Origin of the sequence: Psychromonas aquatilis (assembly GCF_038155185.1) — a bacterium.
In the GTDB taxonomy this organism is placed as follows: domain Bacteria; phylum Pseudomonadota; class Gammaproteobacteria; order Enterobacterales; family Psychromonadaceae; genus Psychromonas; species Psychromonas aquatilis.
On record NZ_JBAKAZ010000009.1, the window covers coordinates 79,137 to 95,177 of the forward strand.

General features: G+C 38.3%; 17 protein-coding genes. 11 read left to right on the top strand and 6 right to left on the bottom strand.

The features are described 5' to 3' along the window. The first annotated feature begins 1,068 nt into the window (after positions 1-1,068). Entirely contained in the window at positions 1,069-1,860 is a 792-nt protein-coding gene (locus V6256_RS04120; protein WP_341596796.1) for a phytanoyl-CoA dioxygenase family protein, read from the top strand. 358 nt (positions 1,861-2,218) lie between these two features. Continuing rightward, positions 2,219-3,247, top strand: a complete 1,029-nt coding sequence (gene lplA / locus V6256_RS04125; protein WP_341596797.1) for a lipoate--protein ligase — start codon at positions 2,219-2,221, stop codon at positions 3,245-3,247. Positions 3,248-3,383: 136 nt separating this feature from the next. Here the strand turns inward: lplA and V6256_RS04130 are convergent, their stop codons facing one another. The 3 genes from V6256_RS04130 to V6256_RS04140 form a co-directional block, all read right to left on the bottom strand. Then, positions 3,384-3,680, bottom strand: a complete 297-nt coding sequence (locus V6256_RS04130; RefSeq protein WP_341596798.1) for a DUF1244 domain-containing protein — start codon at positions 3,678-3,680, stop codon at positions 3,384-3,386. A 340-nt stretch (positions 3,681-4,020) separates the two neighbouring features. Further along, positions 4,021-5,541 (bottom strand): alanine/glycine:cation symporter family protein, encoded by a 1,521-nt coding sequence (locus V6256_RS04135; RefSeq protein ID WP_341596799.1) that lies wholly within the window; start codon positions 5,539-5,541, stop codon positions 4,021-4,023. Between the two features lie 312 nt (positions 5,542-5,853). After that, entirely contained in the window at positions 5,854-6,186 is a 333-nt protein-coding gene (locus V6256_RS04140; protein ID WP_341596800.1) for a YajD family HNH nuclease, read from the bottom strand. A gap of 177 nt (positions 6,187-6,363) precedes the next feature. On the opposite strand from V6256_RS04140, the gene V6256_RS04145 reads away from it, so the two are divergent. Together V6256_RS04145 and V6256_RS04150 are read left to right on the top strand one after the other, a co-directional pair. Further along, positions 6,364-6,720: a VF530 family DNA-binding protein gene (locus V6256_RS04145; RefSeq protein ID WP_341596801.1), complete on the top strand. Its 357-nt coding sequence runs from the start codon at positions 6,364-6,366 to the stop codon at positions 6,718-6,720. A 77-nt stretch (positions 6,721-6,797) separates the two neighbouring features. Further along, on the top strand, positions 6,798-7,163 hold the full coding sequence (locus V6256_RS04150) for a DUF3622 domain-containing protein (protein ID WP_341596802.1): 366 nt from the start codon (positions 6,798-6,800) through the stop codon (positions 7,161-7,163). A 646-nt stretch (positions 7,164-7,809) separates the two neighbouring features. Here the strand turns inward: V6256_RS04150 and V6256_RS04155 are convergent. From V6256_RS04155 to V6256_RS04165, 3 genes are all read right to left on the bottom strand, one after another. After that, entirely contained in the window at positions 7,810-9,306 is a 1,497-nt protein-coding gene (locus tag V6256_RS04155) for a carbon starvation CstA family protein (protein ID WP_341596803.1), read from the bottom strand. Between the two features lie 169 nt (positions 9,307-9,475). After that, positions 9,476-10,201 carry a two-component system response regulator BtsR gene (gene btsR, locus V6256_RS04160; RefSeq protein ID WP_341596804.1) on the bottom strand — a complete coding sequence of 242 codons (726 nt, stop codon included), beginning with the start codon at positions 10,199-10,201 and terminating at the stop codon, positions 9,476-9,478. A gap of 8 nt (positions 10,202-10,209) precedes the next feature. Beyond that, the gene (locus V6256_RS04165; RefSeq protein ID WP_341596805.1) at positions 10,210-11,895 is read right to left on the bottom strand and encodes a LytS/YhcK type 5TM receptor domain-containing protein; all 1,686 of its coding nucleotides are present in this window, start codon (positions 11,893-11,895) and stop codon (positions 10,210-10,212) included. 366 nt (positions 11,896-12,261) lie between these two features. Here V6256_RS04165 and rpmJ point away from each other — a divergent pair, with 366 nt between their 5' ends. The 7 genes from rpmJ to V6256_RS04200 form a co-directional block, all read left to right on the top strand. Next, positions 12,262-12,375, top strand: a complete 114-nt coding sequence (gene rpmJ / locus V6256_RS04170) for a 50S ribosomal protein L36 (protein ID WP_005417265.1) — start codon at positions 12,262-12,264, stop codon at positions 12,373-12,375. A gap of 117 nt (positions 12,376-12,492) precedes the next feature. After that, positions 12,493-12,849 carry a 30S ribosomal protein S13 gene (gene rpsM, locus V6256_RS04175; RefSeq protein ID WP_333388689.1) on the top strand — a complete coding sequence of 119 codons (357 nt, stop codon included), beginning with the start codon at positions 12,493-12,495 and terminating at the stop codon, positions 12,847-12,849. A gap of 11 nt (positions 12,850-12,860) precedes the next feature. After that, positions 12,861-13,250, top strand: a complete 390-nt coding sequence (gene rpsK, locus V6256_RS04180; RefSeq protein WP_019613697.1) for a 30S ribosomal protein S11 — start codon at positions 12,861-12,863, stop codon at positions 13,248-13,250. 33 nt (positions 13,251-13,283) lie between these two features. After that, complete coding sequence (rpsD, locus tag V6256_RS04185; RefSeq protein ID WP_341596546.1) at positions 13,284-13,904, top strand: 30S ribosomal protein S4; 621 nt, start codon at positions 13,284-13,286, stop codon at positions 13,902-13,904. A 25-nt stretch (positions 13,905-13,929) separates the two neighbouring features. Further along, positions 13,930-14,916 (top strand): DNA-directed RNA polymerase subunit alpha, encoded by a 987-nt coding sequence (locus tag V6256_RS04190; protein WP_341596806.1) that lies wholly within the window; start codon positions 13,930-13,932, stop codon positions 14,914-14,916. 34 nt (positions 14,917-14,950) lie between these two features. After that, positions 14,951-15,331, top strand: coding sequence for a 50S ribosomal protein L17 (rplQ, locus tag V6256_RS04195; RefSeq protein ID WP_028869287.1), 381 nt, complete (start codon positions 14,951-14,953; stop codon positions 15,329-15,331). A 415-nt stretch (positions 15,332-15,746) separates the two neighbouring features. Then, positions 15,747-16,041, top strand: a 295-nt coding sequence (locus tag V6256_RS04200; protein ID WP_341596808.1) for a transposase, incomplete at its 3' end; no start/stop codon positions are given.

Sequence of the window (16,041 nt, forward strand, 5' to 3'; positions counted from 1 at the left end):
GGTAAAGAGGCGAAGTGCTTTTTTTATTCATTGCATCTACAAGGGAGGCTGAAGCCACCGCCCCGAAACAAACTGCATCGAAGTTGAATACAACAAGGTAACTAGTGTAGTGTTGTTTTATTTGTTGCACCTACAAGGTAAGCTAAAAAAAGAAGTCGCAGAGCTTCTCCACTCATGAGACTAAGCTGACGCTTAATTCGCCCACCGCCCCAAAAGAACATTCAATCTCTAACCCGGGGCGGTGACTTTAGTCTCCCTGCTTGCGTTAAAGTAAAAAACCAAAACAAACTTCATCTAAGTAAAATGCAACAAGGTAAAGAGGCGAAGTGCTTTGTTTTATTAACTGCATCTACAAGGGAGGCTAAAGCCACCGCCCCGAAACAAACTGCATCGAAATAAAGTGTAATAAGGTAATTAGGGAAATATTTTTTACTTATTACACCTTCAAGGAAGGCTGAAAAAAGAAGTCGCAGAGCTTCTCCACTCATGATGCTAAGCTGAGGCTTAATTCGCCCACCGCCCCAAAAGAACACTCAATCTCTAACCCGGGGCGGTGACTTTAGTCTCCCTGCTTGCGTTAAAGCAAAAGCCAAAACAAAAATTCATCGCAAAAAATGCTAAAAGGTAACAAGCGAAGTGCTTTTTTTATTCATTGCATCTACAAGGGAGGCTGAAGCCACCGCCCCGAAACAAACTGCATCTGAGTAAAATAATGCAACGAGGTAAAGAGCGAAGTGGTTTGTTTTATTCATCGCACCTTCAAGGGAGGCTGAAAAAAGTAGTCGCAGAGCTTCTCCGCTCATGATGCTAAGCTGAGGCTTAATTCGCCCACCAGCCGTGATCATTTTTTATATATTTACAAACGACATTGGTAACAACATTAATAACAAAATTCATAACAAACAGAGCGCTACTATAAACCGCTATCATTCTGTTTAAATACAAGCTACCAGAGCATACCCCATCAGCCATGGCCTTTTATAGCCGACAATAAGATCAATAACATTTCATTGCATTTTCGGTTATTATCCTCCTCCATTTAATCGCGGAATAAAGGCAACAAAGACAATGAACAGTAACTTGATACAACTTAGCCAAGAGTATGAGCAACAAGGTTACTTTGTTATCCGTGATTATTTTAGTCGCGAAGAGCTGGCCATATTACGGAACACTATCCTGCAATTCCATGAAGCTTGGAAAGCGGAGCATTTGGCGTTTTATCAACATGAAGCCTTTAACTCTTCTTTAATTACAGGTAGCCAATTCTTAAACGATCAGCAGCGTTTAACCTTGTTTAAGTTCATTAGTTCAGAAAAGATGATGGCTATCATTAATACTGTGCTACCGGATCGCCCTGCCTTTATGAATACACAATTATTTTTTAATCCCTGCACCAAGCAACAAGAAAACTTTTGGCATCGAGATTGTCAATATGACCATGATCTAGCAGGCCAGCAACAAGCTATTAAAGAAACGCGCGTGGTGCATTTTCGCGTACCGTTATTTGATGAACCAGGTATGGAGCTTGTACCTGGTTCTCACACTCGTTGGGATACACAGGAAGAGCTTGATGTTCGTTTAGCAAGAAAAAGAAAATTCTGTAGTGATGAACTTTCAACAGGTAAGCAAGTCCCACTCAATGCTGGCGATTTATTGGTTTTTTCCGCTGATATGATCCACCGGGGGTTATACGGAAAAGATCGTCTTGCCTTTGATACGTTAATCTTTGATGCTGCCGGTGATTTTGTAGATTATGTGGATGATGACTGTTTGCCAAATCGGTCGATGCTAGCACAATTGTCTGATTCAAGTATTTTCGACATGATCATCGCCCTAAAAAAGCAACTGAAAACTGTTTAAGACAATGACTTTTCAGCTTTTTCAGGCTCTCTATCACTTTAATGTAGCAGGTAATAATTGTATCAACAGTGAAAACTAAGACAAAAAAATAATAAATTTAGCGAATGCTTGTGTGTTTTACTTTAGTAATCCTTACCTTAAATTAAATATAATCAATAATAGGTAGAAATATTCAAAATAATTTATTATTGTTAGCGTAATAACATTATTGAATCACGCTTATTCTAACAATTGATTAATCAATTTCAAAATAGTATGTAACCTAACTAGTACGGATGATTATCGTTATCAATAATGTGTTGTATGATAATATAAACATCAGAATATTTACTCTATCTTTATTAATTAAGAGCCCAATATGAACAAAACACGTGTATTAGTTTCTACATCGACTAACCCTTGGTTTAATCTCGCTGTTGAAGAGGTTATTTACCTGAAGATGAATCCTTTTCATCGTGTTTTATTTATATGGCGAAATGCAGACACTGTGGTTATTGGACGAGCACAAAATCCATGGCGCGAATGTAATACAGAAAGAATACAACAAGACGGTATTACGTTAGCAAGACGCAAAACGGGCGGTGGAGCTGTATTTCATGACCTTGGAAATACCAACTTCACCTTCATGGCCGGTAAACCTGAATACAATAAAAGCGTTTCTACACAAATTGTTATTGATGCATTAAAAACCTTTAATATTGATGCAGAAGCTAATGGCAGAAATGATTTAGTGATCAAAGATGGTGATATATTAAAGAAGTTTTCAGGCTCTGCTTATCGCGAAGCGAAAGATCGTGGCTTTCATCACGGTACTTTATTAATTAATGCAGATTTAAGCAGACTTGAAAATTACCTCACCCCTAACCCAAAAAAGCTTGCGGCTAAAGGTATCACCTCGATAAAGTCTCGAGTTACTAATCTTAACCTAGTGAATCCGCGAATCACCCATCAAGGCGTAAGTGATGCATTAATTTTGGCATATTTAGAATATTACAATGAAGATAAAAATCCGAACATTGAAATAGAATATATTTCACCAAAAAGTCTTTCAACTCTACCGAATTTAGAACAGACCTTCAGTGAATATAGTCAGTGGAATTGGAATTTTGGTAAAACACCGCAATTTACCCATGCGATGGATGAACGATTCTCTTGGGGCGGTATCGAAGTTTACCTTAATATCACCAATGGCATTATCGAAGAAGCAAACCTATACACCGATAGCTTAGACCCAACGCCCTTTGAAAGCTTATCGGAATTACTGGTTGGAGTTCATTATGATAAAGATTCAATTAATACGCTGATAGATAATCTACTAACTGAGAATCAAGATAGTCAAGATCAGATCAATGAATTTCAGATCTGGTTCATTGGAGAAATAGAATAATCCCCTGCTACGTCATGCTAATTAAATACCATCGTAATTGCACAAAAAAAACAGCAACAATAATAAGTAAACCTCCCTGTTTAGTAAGCTAAAGCCCTAGGTTTACTTGTAATTTAACATGACGATTAGATAAGCTTTATTTTTTTGCGTTAAGCGCTTCAAATTTAGCTAATTGCGCTTCTGTGGCAGGCAATTGATGGTTCTCTTTCCATTCACTGTATGGCATACCATAAACATGCTCACGAGCCTGATCATAGTCCATTTCAATATCACGCTCCTGTGCTTCTGCTAACATCCATTTAGATAAGCAATTACGGCAAAAACCTGAGGTATTCATTAATTCAATGTTTTGCACATCTTTACGGCTATCTAAATGTTTTAATAAACGGCGAAATGCTGCTGCTTCTAATTCTACTTGTTGTGAACTGTTCATTTTTAATTCCTATTAATTCAAGCAAATATATAACTTACCGGTAAACCCTATTATACCAATCACGTAAATAACTGCTCTACTTTACTTGTTAAAATAACTTATTTCTTCATTGTAATTTTCGCAAAGAGAACAACTATTAAAGAGTTAATATTTTATCGTTAATTCTCCGATAGACTATTAACGAAGTTAATCGACGAAAGACTCAAATTACACCTTGAACTCTGTCATTTTTGCTGCGTAAAATTTAGAACACTTATTTACGTAATTGGTATAAAGTAAAAAACCGCCATTGAGCGTTTATTCTCAAGGCGGTTTTGTATTTTTTATTAAGCTAAATTATTTATTTAGATCGCTTACCTTTAGCTTTAATTTTACCTTTACGCTTTTCGAACCTTTGCTCCCAAAAAGTTGCCTTTTCAATACCTAACTCAACAGGATTAAAATGGTATGACTTTGGTTTCAATTTACGTTGCGCTTCATAATCTTTTAGCGCTTTAATCGCCGGTTTACCCATGAAGAAAATAATCAGTAAACCAATAATATTTAACCAAGCCATTAAGCCAACACCAATATCACCTAATCCCCATGCTAAGTTAGCGGTTTTAATCGTGCCGTAGAAAGCCGCTGAGATTAAAACAATTTTTAATAGGAAGGTAAAATCAGGTAGTTTCAGTGTACGACGTAAATAAGCCACGTTTGTTTCGGCAATATAGTAATACGCCAAAATAGTCGTAAACGAGAAGAAGAATAAAGCAAAAGCAATAAATGGTTTACCGATGCCTGGTAATACTCGCTCTATGGCCATTTGCGTATATGCAGGCCCATTAGCTGCAACATCTGCCGCGACGTTTTGCACTAAGAAGCTATCTCCTAGCCCATGTACGTTATATGCACCAGTAATAAGGATAGCAAAAGCAGTTGCAGAACAAACAAGTAACGTATCAATATAAACTGAAAACGCTTGAACTAAGCCTTGTTGTGCAGGGTGTTCCACTTCAGCAGCGGCTGCCGCATGAGGACCCGTACCTTGACCAGCTTCATTAGAGTAAACACCACGTTTAACACCCCAACCAATTGCTGCACCTACACCTGCCATCGGGGTAAAGGCATCACCAACGATCATCATAATGATGCTTGGTAATTGCGTGAAGTTTAAAGCAATAATAACAAACACAACTAAGATGTAAGCCAATGCCATAAATGGCACAACCACTTGTGTGAAACTAGCAATACGTTTTACGCCACCAAATACGATAAAACCAAGCATGACTACTATTAATAAACCTGTCATTACTTTGGCTTCGCTGAACGTACCAATGCTAGTTACAACCATCATCCCAGAGCCAAAAGCTGTTTCGATACCAGTACCGATACTATTTGATTGCACACCAGGTAATAAAAGACCACAAGCGGCGATAGTTGCAATAGCAAATATCACTGCATACCAACGTTGACCTGTTACTTTTTCAATGTAATAAGCTGGACCACCACGATATTGTCCACCATCAACTTCTTTATAAACCTGCGCTAAAGTAGACTCGATATAAGCTGTTGAAGCACCTAAAAAGGCTACAACCCACATCCAAAAAATGGCACCAGGACCACCAAAACCGATAGCAGCTGCAACACCGGCAATATTACCGGTTCCTACACGACCTGAAAGTGATACGGCTAAGGCTTGGAATGATGAAATACCCTTATCTGATTTCTTTCCTGAAAACAGTAAGCTATACATCTCTTTGAATAAACGAACTTGAACAAATTTGGTTTGAATGGAATAGAATAGGCCTGCTGCTAAGCACAGGTAGATAAGTGCGGGACTCCAAATAATACCATTGATAAAATCAACTGCTTGTTGCATATATTTTCCTTAATGTAATGAGATAACGATGAAATCTTTCTTAGTGACTAACAAGAATTTAATCGGGCATCAAATTAACACCGGTCTAATAAATGTAAAGAGCCAGCCGTCAAATAACGATAAGGCCAACACAAATAATGATGTAAATTTGACCACAAACACAGGAGACGCTTGAAATTTATACTAAAAATGATAAAAAATAGCTAAAAATAAGTTAAAAAATACACAGCAGGAAAGTTAAAACAGAGTAGAAAACACATTTAACAACACACAATCCTGCTCTTTGGGATTGTGTGTTGTTAAGATAATTTGTTATTTTTTCATTTTAGAAAGGAGATCCGCGAAAGGATTATAAGTAGCTGCTTCAACGGTATCTTCACCCGCTTCAACATGGCTTCCGTATAAATCAGCCTGTGTATATTTATCATGTTCGTGGTCATGACAATAAATACACAATAATTCCCAATTACTACCATCGGCAGGATTATTACTATGATCATGGTCCATATGATGCACAGTTAACTCTTTTAAGTTTGAATAAGGAAACTCGCGAGCGCATTTACCACAAACCCATGGGAACAACTTAAGCGCTTTATCACGATAGTCACTCTCTAAACTTTTATAATTACTTGGAATATAAGCCATCAATACCTCTTTGCATTTGCTTTAGGCATATAATAAGTGGTCAAACAACATAAGTGAATAGATTAAAATCATAAAATTGGCCTGATTTGGCCATTTAGTTAAACATTCACCACGACTTGCTGTAAGCTGACACCTAAAATAAGTAAATACTGTATATCACTTTAAAGACGACTCAGCATGCAAACAAATGACCCATTATATGGCATCAAATTAGCTCAAATATTAACCGAACTACAAACCAAACATACATGGCAACAAATGGGTGAAAAGTTAGGCATAAAATGCTTTTTAAATAACCCTACACAAAAGTCCTGTTTAAAGTTCCTCCGTCAAACGCCTTGGGCGAGAAGTCGCGTTGAAATATTGTATTTAAAAACCTTTTGCAGTAAACATCCAGAAACGACTAAACTGATCCGTAGCATTTTAGCGACTCAAGATAAAAAGCAAGAGCATAAAGCCCCTAAAGCTCCTAAAAAGCCTTCTGTTATTAAAAGTAATGAGGGATTTGAGTGGGCTAAAATTAACAAAAAATAAGCGATGAAGAATACCTTCAATATGTGTTACTATCGCGCGCCTTAAATCAATAACAATGTCAAAACTAGGAATAGCTCATGACCCAACAAAAAAAGTTCGATTACACAATCAAACAGGACGCTAATACCTGGAGTGCAGAAATCACCCGTCGTGTTAGCGCTCGTAGAAGCAGCGTATCAAAAAGACAAGACGGATTCGAAACAGAAGCATTAGCCAAAGAATGGGCTGAAGCTGAATTACTCGGATTCTTAGAAAAACAAAAACAAGCAAATGCACGTAAATCAGAGCGTCGTGCAGAACGTAATGCACAAGCAGAAAAAGCTGCAGCTGCTAAAGAAGCCGCAAATGAGAAGTTTTTAGCTAAGCGTGAAGAAGCACGTGCTAAAGCATTAGAAGCGGATGACGAAGATTACGACTACGATTACGACGAAGACGAAGACTAGTCCAACGTCTAAAACACCCTCCTCAGGGTAATAGTATTAAGGCCAATTTACCTAGTGAATTGGCCTTTTTATTTAGCGAAGAAAAACAATTAGCCTACATTAAATTCACCGTATTCAATGTAACCACCAGCACGATGCGATAGCTCGCATACTGGAAGGCTAAAGCCTTCGCCCCAAAACAATATTTTCTATCGGTTAGTTAATACCAATTATATTAAATAAGTGATCTAAATTTTACGCAGAAAAAATGACTTAGTTTAAGGCGTAATTTGAGTTAAATAGTTGTTCTATTTGCGAAAATTACAACGAAGAAATAAGTTATTTTAGCAAGTAAAATAGATCAGTTAATTAGTGTGATTGGTATAACTACTCATCACGTCGTTTTATTCAATAACAAGTACTATGCGATGACTCGCATACTGGAAGGCTAAAGCCTTCGCGCCGAAACAATATTTTCTATCGGTTAATTAGCTACTCATCACGTCGTTTTATTCAATAACAAGTACGATGCGATGGCTCGCATCCCTCTGTGTCAGACTGGAAGACTAAACCTCCACACTAATCTTAATTATCACCGATACAAAAAAGCCCATCCTAAGATGGGCTTTGTAAATATGTAGTTAATCACTTGTTTTATGTATGATGCTTAACTTTTCTGTGGCACCACTTCTATACCGTCATCATCAATAACATTGCCTTTCTCATTAACAAAGCGGCTATTTTTAGATTTTGTTAATACATACACTGTAATAGCCACTGTTGATAAGATACCAACCACTGTCGATACTTGCATTGATAAACCAAAGCCTAAGTTAGAGTTATTCAAGATAAAGGTAATCACTACTGCTGTCATAAACATCGCTGGTACTGTCGCAATCCAATGAAGTTTATTATGGCGAGCTAAGTAAGCGGTTGCCGTCCATAACATCATTACTGCAGTTGTTTGGTTAGCAAAGCCAAAGTAGCGCCAGATAATACCGAAATCAACTTGCGTTAAGATACCGCCTAGCACAAATAAAGGGAGTGCCATGAATAAACGGTTACGCATGGTTTTTTGTTCCATATTAAAGTATTCAGCTAAAATTAAACGGCTTGAACGGAATGCTGTGTCACCTGATGTAATTGGCAGAATAACCACACCTAAGAACGCTAAGATACCACCAAACACACCTAGTAAACCGAATGATGCACCGTATACCACTGCACCTGGACCACCCGTTGCAATAGCTTCAGATAAAGACTCAACTGAACCGAAGAAAGATAATGCTAGAGCACACCAAATTAGCGCGATAACCCCTTCACCAATCATTGCACCATAGAATACGAAACGGCCATTTCCTTCATTCTCAAGACAACGTGCCATTAAAGGAGATTGTGTTGCATGGAAACCAGATACCGCACCACAAGCAATGGTAATAAATAATGCTGGCCATAGAGGTAAATCGTTAGGGTTCATGTTAGTGAACATTTGGCTCACTTCGTAATCACCTAATAATGTATGGTCACTAGAAACAACAACGGCTGTAATTAAACCAACTGACATGAAGATTAAAAGCGCACCAAAGAAAGGATAGAAGCGACCAATGATTTTATCGACTGGTACAATCGTCGCAATCACGTAATAAGCAAAGATAATAGCAACCATCGACATTAATGAAACATTCATACTAGTTTGTTCATTAACTAAATTAGTGATCATGCCTGCAGGTGCTGATACAAATACCACCCCTACTAACAGTAATAACACTAACGCAAAAATATTCATAAAGTGTTTTGCGTTGTTTCCTAAGTATTTACCGGTAATAGAAGGAACAGAAGCACCGCCATTACGTACCGATAACATTCCAGAGAAGTAATCATGTACACCACCAGCAAAAATACAACCTAGTACAATCCATAACATTGCAGCTGGACCGTATAATGCGCCCATGATAGGACCAAAAATCGGGCCCACACCAGCAATGTTAAGTAATTGAACTAAATAAACTTTAGGCGTAGACATCGCAACGTAGTCAACACCATCTGCTTGTTTGTATGCGGGAGTTTCACGCTTTTTCTGAATACCGAAGACTTTCTCAACGAAGCTCCCATAAATAAAATAGCCCCCTAGCAATAATGCTAAACAAAACAAAAACCAAATCATAATTGAGTCCTTTTAAAATGTGCGTTAGTTAGATGCTGACACTATAAGCAGATACTGTGAAATAGCATTCAGTGATTGCTTGAGTGGTTATATACACATTTAAACGGTTGTTATAATTGTTAAGTGGTTTTTACCTTGTGTTAACAAGTCATTAACGGGGTGATAATTTTTATGCTAATCCGAAGCGATCTTTGATCAACTTCAAATAACGACGACTAACAGGCGCACTGTGATTGGATTTAGTAATGATTTCAGCCGAACCATTATCCAAAAATTTGATCTCTCGAATGCAACTAGGATTAATCAGGTATTGACGATGGCAACGAATCAATACGGTTTTTTCTTCTAATACTTTTAACGACAAACTTGCCGTCAGTTTATCTTCTGAGGTTAATAGATGAACGCCGGTTTGTTCAGAGGTGGCTATTTCTATCTCGCTTGGCTCTAGTAACAAAACGCGTTGAAACCCAGTACAAGGTATCAATTCTAGTTGCTGAGTTGCGACTGGTGTGTAGTCTGGTAACGCGGCTTCTTTCTCTAAACTTAATTGCACTCGTTTAATAGTTTTATTTAAACGTGCAGTATCCACCGGTTTCAATAGGTAATCTAACGCATTATCTTCAAAAGCTTTCACCGCATATTGATCATAAGCCGTCACAAACACCACAATCGGCATTGTTTCAGGATCGAGCATACTCAATAACTCTAACCCTGTAACTTGTGGCATCTGAATATCTAAAAATACCACGTCAGGTTTTAGGCTATTAATGGCTTTTAAACCTTCAATGGCATTACTGCATTCTGCAATTACTTCAACGTTTTTATTTTCAACCAATAACTCATTCAACTCTTCTCGAGCATATAATTCATCATCAATAATAATTGCTTTTAACATTTTATTTCCTAATTACTTAATATCGGTACTGTGATTGTCGCTTTCGTAAACTTGTTTGGTACGCAACTTAAGGTCAAACCATATTGTTCGCCATATTGATTTTTAATACGCTTATCTACAATCTGAGTACCTAAGCCACTACTATCGACCGGTTTTTTATAACAGCCCGCATTATCAATCACCTCTAATACAACAACATTAGTATTATGTTGCTCCGTTAGATACACATTAATTTTTAACTCACCCTGCCCTAATAAAGTCGAAGTGCCATGTTTAATCGCATTCTCAATTAATGGTTGTAATGTAAAAGTAGGTATCTTAATAGAGAGCAGTGTTTGATCAATATGTTCAGAGAGTGTTAATCGTTCAGCAAATCGCGCTAGCTCAATTTCTAGATAAGAGTGAACATGCGTTAATTCTTCTTTAATAGTAACTTGCTCAATATCTTGTTTTAAATTACTTCTAAAAAACTGTGATAAATGTTGTATTAATTGACGTGCTTTTTGTGGATCTTTACGTGTCACCGCGCTGATCGTATTTAAAGTATTAAACAAAAAGTGCGGATTAACCTGAGCATGTAATAAACGAATCTCAGATTGGCTTAACAAGGTTTGCTGTTGAATATAACGGCCAGTTAAAATTTGATTAGAGATTAGTTTTGCTAAGCCAACGCCTAAATTACGGTTTAATTTGGAGAATAACTTTTTCTTAGGCTCATACAATTTAATCGTACCTAATACGCGCCCGTCTGCTTCTAATAATGGAATAACCAGCACTGAGCCAAGTTTACATGCCGAATCAATAGAACATTGATAGCCTGTTTCATAGCCGTCTGCATAGATAATTTCACCGTGCTCAATGGCGCGCATGGTATAACCAGATGAAATAGCCGTCCCTGGTAAATGATGGCTTGCCCCGATACCAATAAAGGCTAAAATTTTATCTCTATCAGTAATAGATACTGCCCCAACACCCGTTTCATTATAAATAACCGATGCCATTGAGTGACAGCTTTCTTGGTTAAAACCTTGGTTAAAGAAGCCCACTGTACTTTGCGCGATACGCAGTGCTTTATTAGAAAAGGCAGTATAGTTTCTTTCAAAAATGGTCTTTTTATCTTGGATAATACTCATAAATAAAGCCGCGCCAATCGAATTAGCAATAATCATCGGTAAAGCAATCGCTTCCACTAACATTAAGGCTTGATCAAATGGCTTAGCCACTAGCAAGATAATCACCATCTGCACAATTTCAGCAACCAAGGTAATATAAAACGCCCCCATTGGCTTAAAGATATTATCTACCTTACCTTTACGAACGTAATAGATATGCAGCAAACCACCAATCAGGCCTTCTGCCGTGGTAGAGATAGCACAGGCAACATCAGTAAACCCGCCCATTGAATAACGATGCATCCCCCCTGTTAGCCCGACCGCAAAACCAACTAACGGACCACCTAATAAGCCCCCCATCACCGCACCAATGGCACGCGTATTCGCCAAGGCATTTTCAATAGATAAACTAAAGTAAGTCCCTAAAATACAAAACGAGCTAAAGAGTAGATAAAAAGCAATACGATGCGATGAACGACCAGAAATAAAGGTGAGAGGAATAAAAACCGGTGTTTTACTCAATAGATAAGTGATCACTACATACACACACAATTGCTGTAGTAATAGAATAATAGTTTCCACGACAATCCTTAGTCTTAGTCACAAATAATGAAGGGATGCACTGTTATACAGTATTTTAGATAAACTTTAACAGCGAAATACAATTAAAGGCCAGTCAAAGACACTGATTAAATATCAAACGGATAAATGCCCTTTTTTTGCACGCTTACAACGTGATGATTTTACTCATCAAAGTCCATTTTGATAACGTCAGTAAAGGTATATTTATCAAGTTCATGGCATTTTCACAAATGAATCATTAAAAAGACAACTATTTCTCGAATATCTTAAAAAAGTTTGCTATATTGACGGCCCCTTTGAACTTGGTGGTTTTTTAGGCTCACTAAGGTATTTAAAGACTTAATATTTACCAACCGGAGTGTTGCAATGAAAGTTCGTGCATCCGTAAAAAAAATCTGTCGTAACTGCAAAGTTATCAAGCGCAACGGTGTTGTGCGTGTTATCTGTGTAGAGCCAAAGCATAAACAACGCCAAGGCTAAAATAGTTGGATACATTGTATCCTTGTGATTTTATTTAAAATCACATTTCTAATTATCATTTGTAGAGTATCCTACCGGGCTTTTCACAAATGAACCGTTAACTTTAAGGAGTGCATAGTGGCCCGTATCGCTGGCATTAACGTTCCTGATCATAAGCATGCAGTTATCGCATTAACTGCTATTTTTGGTATCGGTAAGACTCGTTCACAAATTATTTGTGCACAGTCTGGCGTAGCTGAAACTACTAAGCTTAAAGATCTGGATGAAACACAAATCGAAGCTCTTCGTACAGAAGTAGCTAAATTCGCCGTTGAAGGTGATTTACGTCGTGAAGTATCTATGAGCATCAAGCGTCTTATGGACCTTGGTTGTTACCGTGGACTTCGTCACCGTCGCAGCTTGCCTCTACGTGGACAGCGTTCTAAAACGAATGCTCGTACTCGTAAAGGTCCGCGTAAAGCAATTAAAAAATAGGGTAAGAGATTATGGCTAAAACTCCAACTCGTGCTCGCAAGCGCGTTAAAAAGCAAGTTGCTGATGGTATGGCTCACATCCATGCTTCTTTCAACAACACAATCGTAACTATTACAGACCGTCAAGGTAATGCTCTTTCTTGGGCTACTGCAGGTGGTTCTGGTTTCCGTGGTTCTCGTAAATCTACTCCGTTCGCTGCACAGGTTGCTGCTGAGCGTGCTGCTGAAGCAGCAAAAGAGTACGGTCTTAAAAACGTTGAAGTTTTTGTAAATGGACCAGGACCTGGTCGTGAATCTTCGATTCGCGCACTAAACGCGGCGGGTTTCCGTGTAACAAATATTACTGACGTTACACCAATCCCACATAATGGTTGTCGTCCACCGAAGAAACGTCGCGTTTAATCACGACTTTCTAACGTAATTGGAGAAAGAACAATGGCAAGATATTTAGGTCCTAAGCTTAAGCTTAGCCGTCGTGAAGGCACTGATTTATTTTTGAAATCAGGTGTTCGAGCGATCGACTCTAAGTGTAAAATCGAAAACGCACCAGGTGTACACGGTGCGCGTAAACCACGTCTATCAGACTACGGTTTACAATTACGTGAAAAGCAAAAAGTTCGTCGTATGTACGGCATCTTAGAAAAGCAATTCCGTAACTACTACAAAGAAGCTGCTCGTTTACAGGGCAACACTGGCGAAAACTTACTTCAACTTCTTGAAGGCCGTTTAGACAATGTTGTATACCGCATGGGCTTTGGCGCGACACGTGCTGAATCACGTCAACTAGTTAGCCATAAAGCTATTCTAGTGAACGGTAAAGTTGTAAATATCCCTTCATTCAACGTTAAACCAAGCGATGTGATCTCAATCCGTGAAAAAGCTAAAAAGCAATCACGTATTGGCGCTGCACTAGAAATCGCTGGTCAACGTGAAGCCCTTGGTTGGGTTGAAGTTGATACAACGAAGATGGAAGGCGAATTTAAACGTCAACCTGAACGTTCAGATTTATCTGCTGAGATTAACGAACAGTTAATCATCGAGCTTTACTCTAAGTAAAGTTAATTTCTAATGGAGGACATAAATGCAGGGTTCTGTAATTGATTTTCTAAAACCAAGATTAGTTGATATTGAGCAACTTTCATCGACAAGAGCAAAAGTGGTTCTTGAGCCACTAGAGCGCGGCTTTGGCCATACTTTGGGCAATGCTCTTCGTCGTATTTTATTATCAACTATGCCAGGAACGGCAGTAACCGAAGTTGAGATTGATGGTGTACAAAATGAGTACAGCAACAAAGAAGGCGTACAAGAAGAGATCCTTGAGATTCTTCTTAACCTTAAAGGATTAGCAGTTAAGCTTGAAGGTAAAAATGAAGTTTTAGTTAGTTTAACTAAAACTGGCGCTGGCCCTGTTACTGCAGGCGACATCATCCATGATGGTGACGTAGAAATAATCAATCCAGAGCACGTGATCTGTCATTTAATAGGCAATGCTGAAATCAGCATGCGTATTAAAATTGAATCAGGTCGCGGTTATGTTCCAGCTTCATCGCGTATTGATAGCGAAGAAGGTGAGCGTCCGGTTGGTCGTCTACTAGTAGATGCGACTTTCAGCCCTGTTGAGCGTATTGCTTACAGTGTAGATTCTGCTCGTGTTGAACAACGTACCGATTTGGACAAGCTTGTTATCGATCTTGAAACAAATGGCACTTTAGAGCCTGAAGAAGCAATTCGTCGCGCAGCTATTATTTTAGCTGAGCAATTAGACGCATTTGTTGATCATCGCCCTAGCGTTCAAGCGCCAATTGAAGAAGAAAAACCAGCATTTGATCCGATTCTATTACGCCCAGTAGATGATTTAGAATTAACTGTTCGTTCTGCTAATTGTTTAAAAGCAGAGTCGATTCATTATATCGGTGATCTAGTACAATGTACTGAAGTTGCACTTCTTAAAGCACCTAACTTAGGTAAGAAGTCGCTAACTGAAATCAAAGATGTACTTGCATCACGTGGACTGTCTCTAGGCATGCGCTTAGAAGATTGGCCACCAGCAAGTTTAATCCAAGATTAGACAAAGCCGATTCACGAATAATAAGGATTAGGTTATGCGCCATCGTCAAAGTGGACGACAGCTTAACCGAAACAGCAGCCATCGTCAGGCTATGTTTCGTAATATGGCAATCTCTATTGCCACGCATGAAGTTATTAAAACTACAGTGCCAAAAGCAAAAGAATTACGTCGTGTAATTGAGCCATTAATTACTCTAGCTAAAACGGATAGCGTTGCTAACCGTCGTCTAGCATTTGCTCGTCTTCGTGATGATGCAGTAGTGGCAAAATTATTTAATGAACTAGGTCCTCGCTACGCGACACGTCCTGGTGGTTACACTAGTATCATTAAATGTGGTTTCCGTACTGGTGATAAAGCTCCTATGGCTTATATCCAGTTTGTAGACCGTCCAGTTGTAGCGGACGAAGAAGCGTAAGTTTCTTTATAGTTGCAATAAAAAAGCCGAACTTATGTTCGGCTTTTTTGTTTTAAAGTATTTACCTACCTTAAATAACATCAAGTATTTTACTTACCAATAAAACAGAACAAGTATTAATCGATAAACATTATCAGGCTTCTAATTACTTTTTGATAATGGACATTAATCATCCGCACACTCGAAAGTCATCGATACTAGTTTCATGATCATTAGGGTCTTTAGATCGTTAAGGAGCTTTTTTAAAAGAATATAATCAATCATCTAATACAGCCACAAATTCTCCTACAATTCGCATATTTTCACAATCTTCTTCATGAAGAACAATGTCGCTAAATCGCCCCCTGTGTCAGACTAGTTGTCACTCCTTAGTTTTCACTTAATAATAAAGACAGGGAGCGGTAATTAGATTGGAATGACTGGATATTCACCAGAAAGAAAAGAAGCTGTTTTAAGTAAAGTATTACCACCACAATCAAGGTCGGTAGTTGAAGTTGCTAATGAAGAAGGCATACACTGTAGTACTTTATATGCTTGGCTAAAAATAGCTAAAAACAACGGTGTAACTATGTCTAACTCAACGTCTTTAACGGCGGAAAAGAAGCTTGCGATTATTATTGAAACCAGCTCTTTAACTGAATCTGAATTGGCAAAGTATTGCCGTGAAAATGGCTTTTATCCAGAGCAAATAAAGGTTTGGAAAAGTGAGT

Coding starts and splice junctions, on each gene's coding strand:
- V6256_RS04140 (WP_341596800.1), bottom strand. CDS start 6,186: ATGGCTTATATTCCAAGTAATTATAAAAGTTTAGAGAGTGACTATCGT.
- V6256_RS04190 (WP_341596806.1), top strand. CDS start 13,930: ATGCAGGGTTCTGTAATTGATTTTCTAAAACCAAGATTAGTTGATATT.
- rplQ (WP_028869287.1), top strand. CDS start 14,951: ATGCGCCATCGTCAAAGTGGACGACAGCTTAACCGAAACAGCAGCCAT.
- rpsD (WP_341596546.1), top strand. CDS start 13,284: ATGGCAAGATATTTAGGTCCTAAGCTTAAGCTTAGCCGTCGTGAAGGC.
- V6256_RS04135 (WP_341596799.1), bottom strand. CDS start 5,541: ATGCAACAAGCAGTTGATTTTATCAATGGTATTATTTGGAGTCCCGCA.
- V6256_RS04150 (WP_341596802.1), top strand. CDS start 6,798: ATGACCCAACAAAAAAAGTTCGATTACACAATCAAACAGGACGCTAAT.
- rpmJ (WP_005417265.1), top strand. CDS start 12,262: ATGAAAGTTCGTGCATCCGTAAAAAAAATCTGTCGTAACTGCAAAGTT.
- lplA (WP_341596797.1), top strand. CDS start 2,219: ATGAACAAAACACGTGTATTAGTTTCTACATCGACTAACCCTTGGTTT.
- V6256_RS04130 (WP_341596798.1), bottom strand. CDS start 3,680: ATGAACAGTTCACAACAAGTAGAATTAGAAGCAGCAGCATTTCGCCGT.
- rpsK (WP_019613697.1), top strand. CDS start 12,861: ATGGCTAAAACTCCAACTCGTGCTCGCAAGCGCGTTAAAAAGCAAGTT.
- V6256_RS04155 (WP_341596803.1), bottom strand. CDS start 9,306: ATGATTTGGTTTTTGTTTTGTTTAGCATTATTGCTAGGGGGCTATTTT.
- V6256_RS04120 (WP_341596796.1), top strand. CDS start 1,069: ATGAACAGTAACTTGATACAACTTAGCCAAGAGTATGAGCAACAAGGT.
- V6256_RS04145 (WP_341596801.1), top strand. CDS start 6,364: ATGCAAACAAATGACCCATTATATGGCATCAAATTAGCTCAAATATTA.
- btsR (WP_341596804.1), bottom strand. CDS start 10,201: ATGTTAAAAGCAATTATTATTGATGATGAATTATATGCTCGAGAAGAG.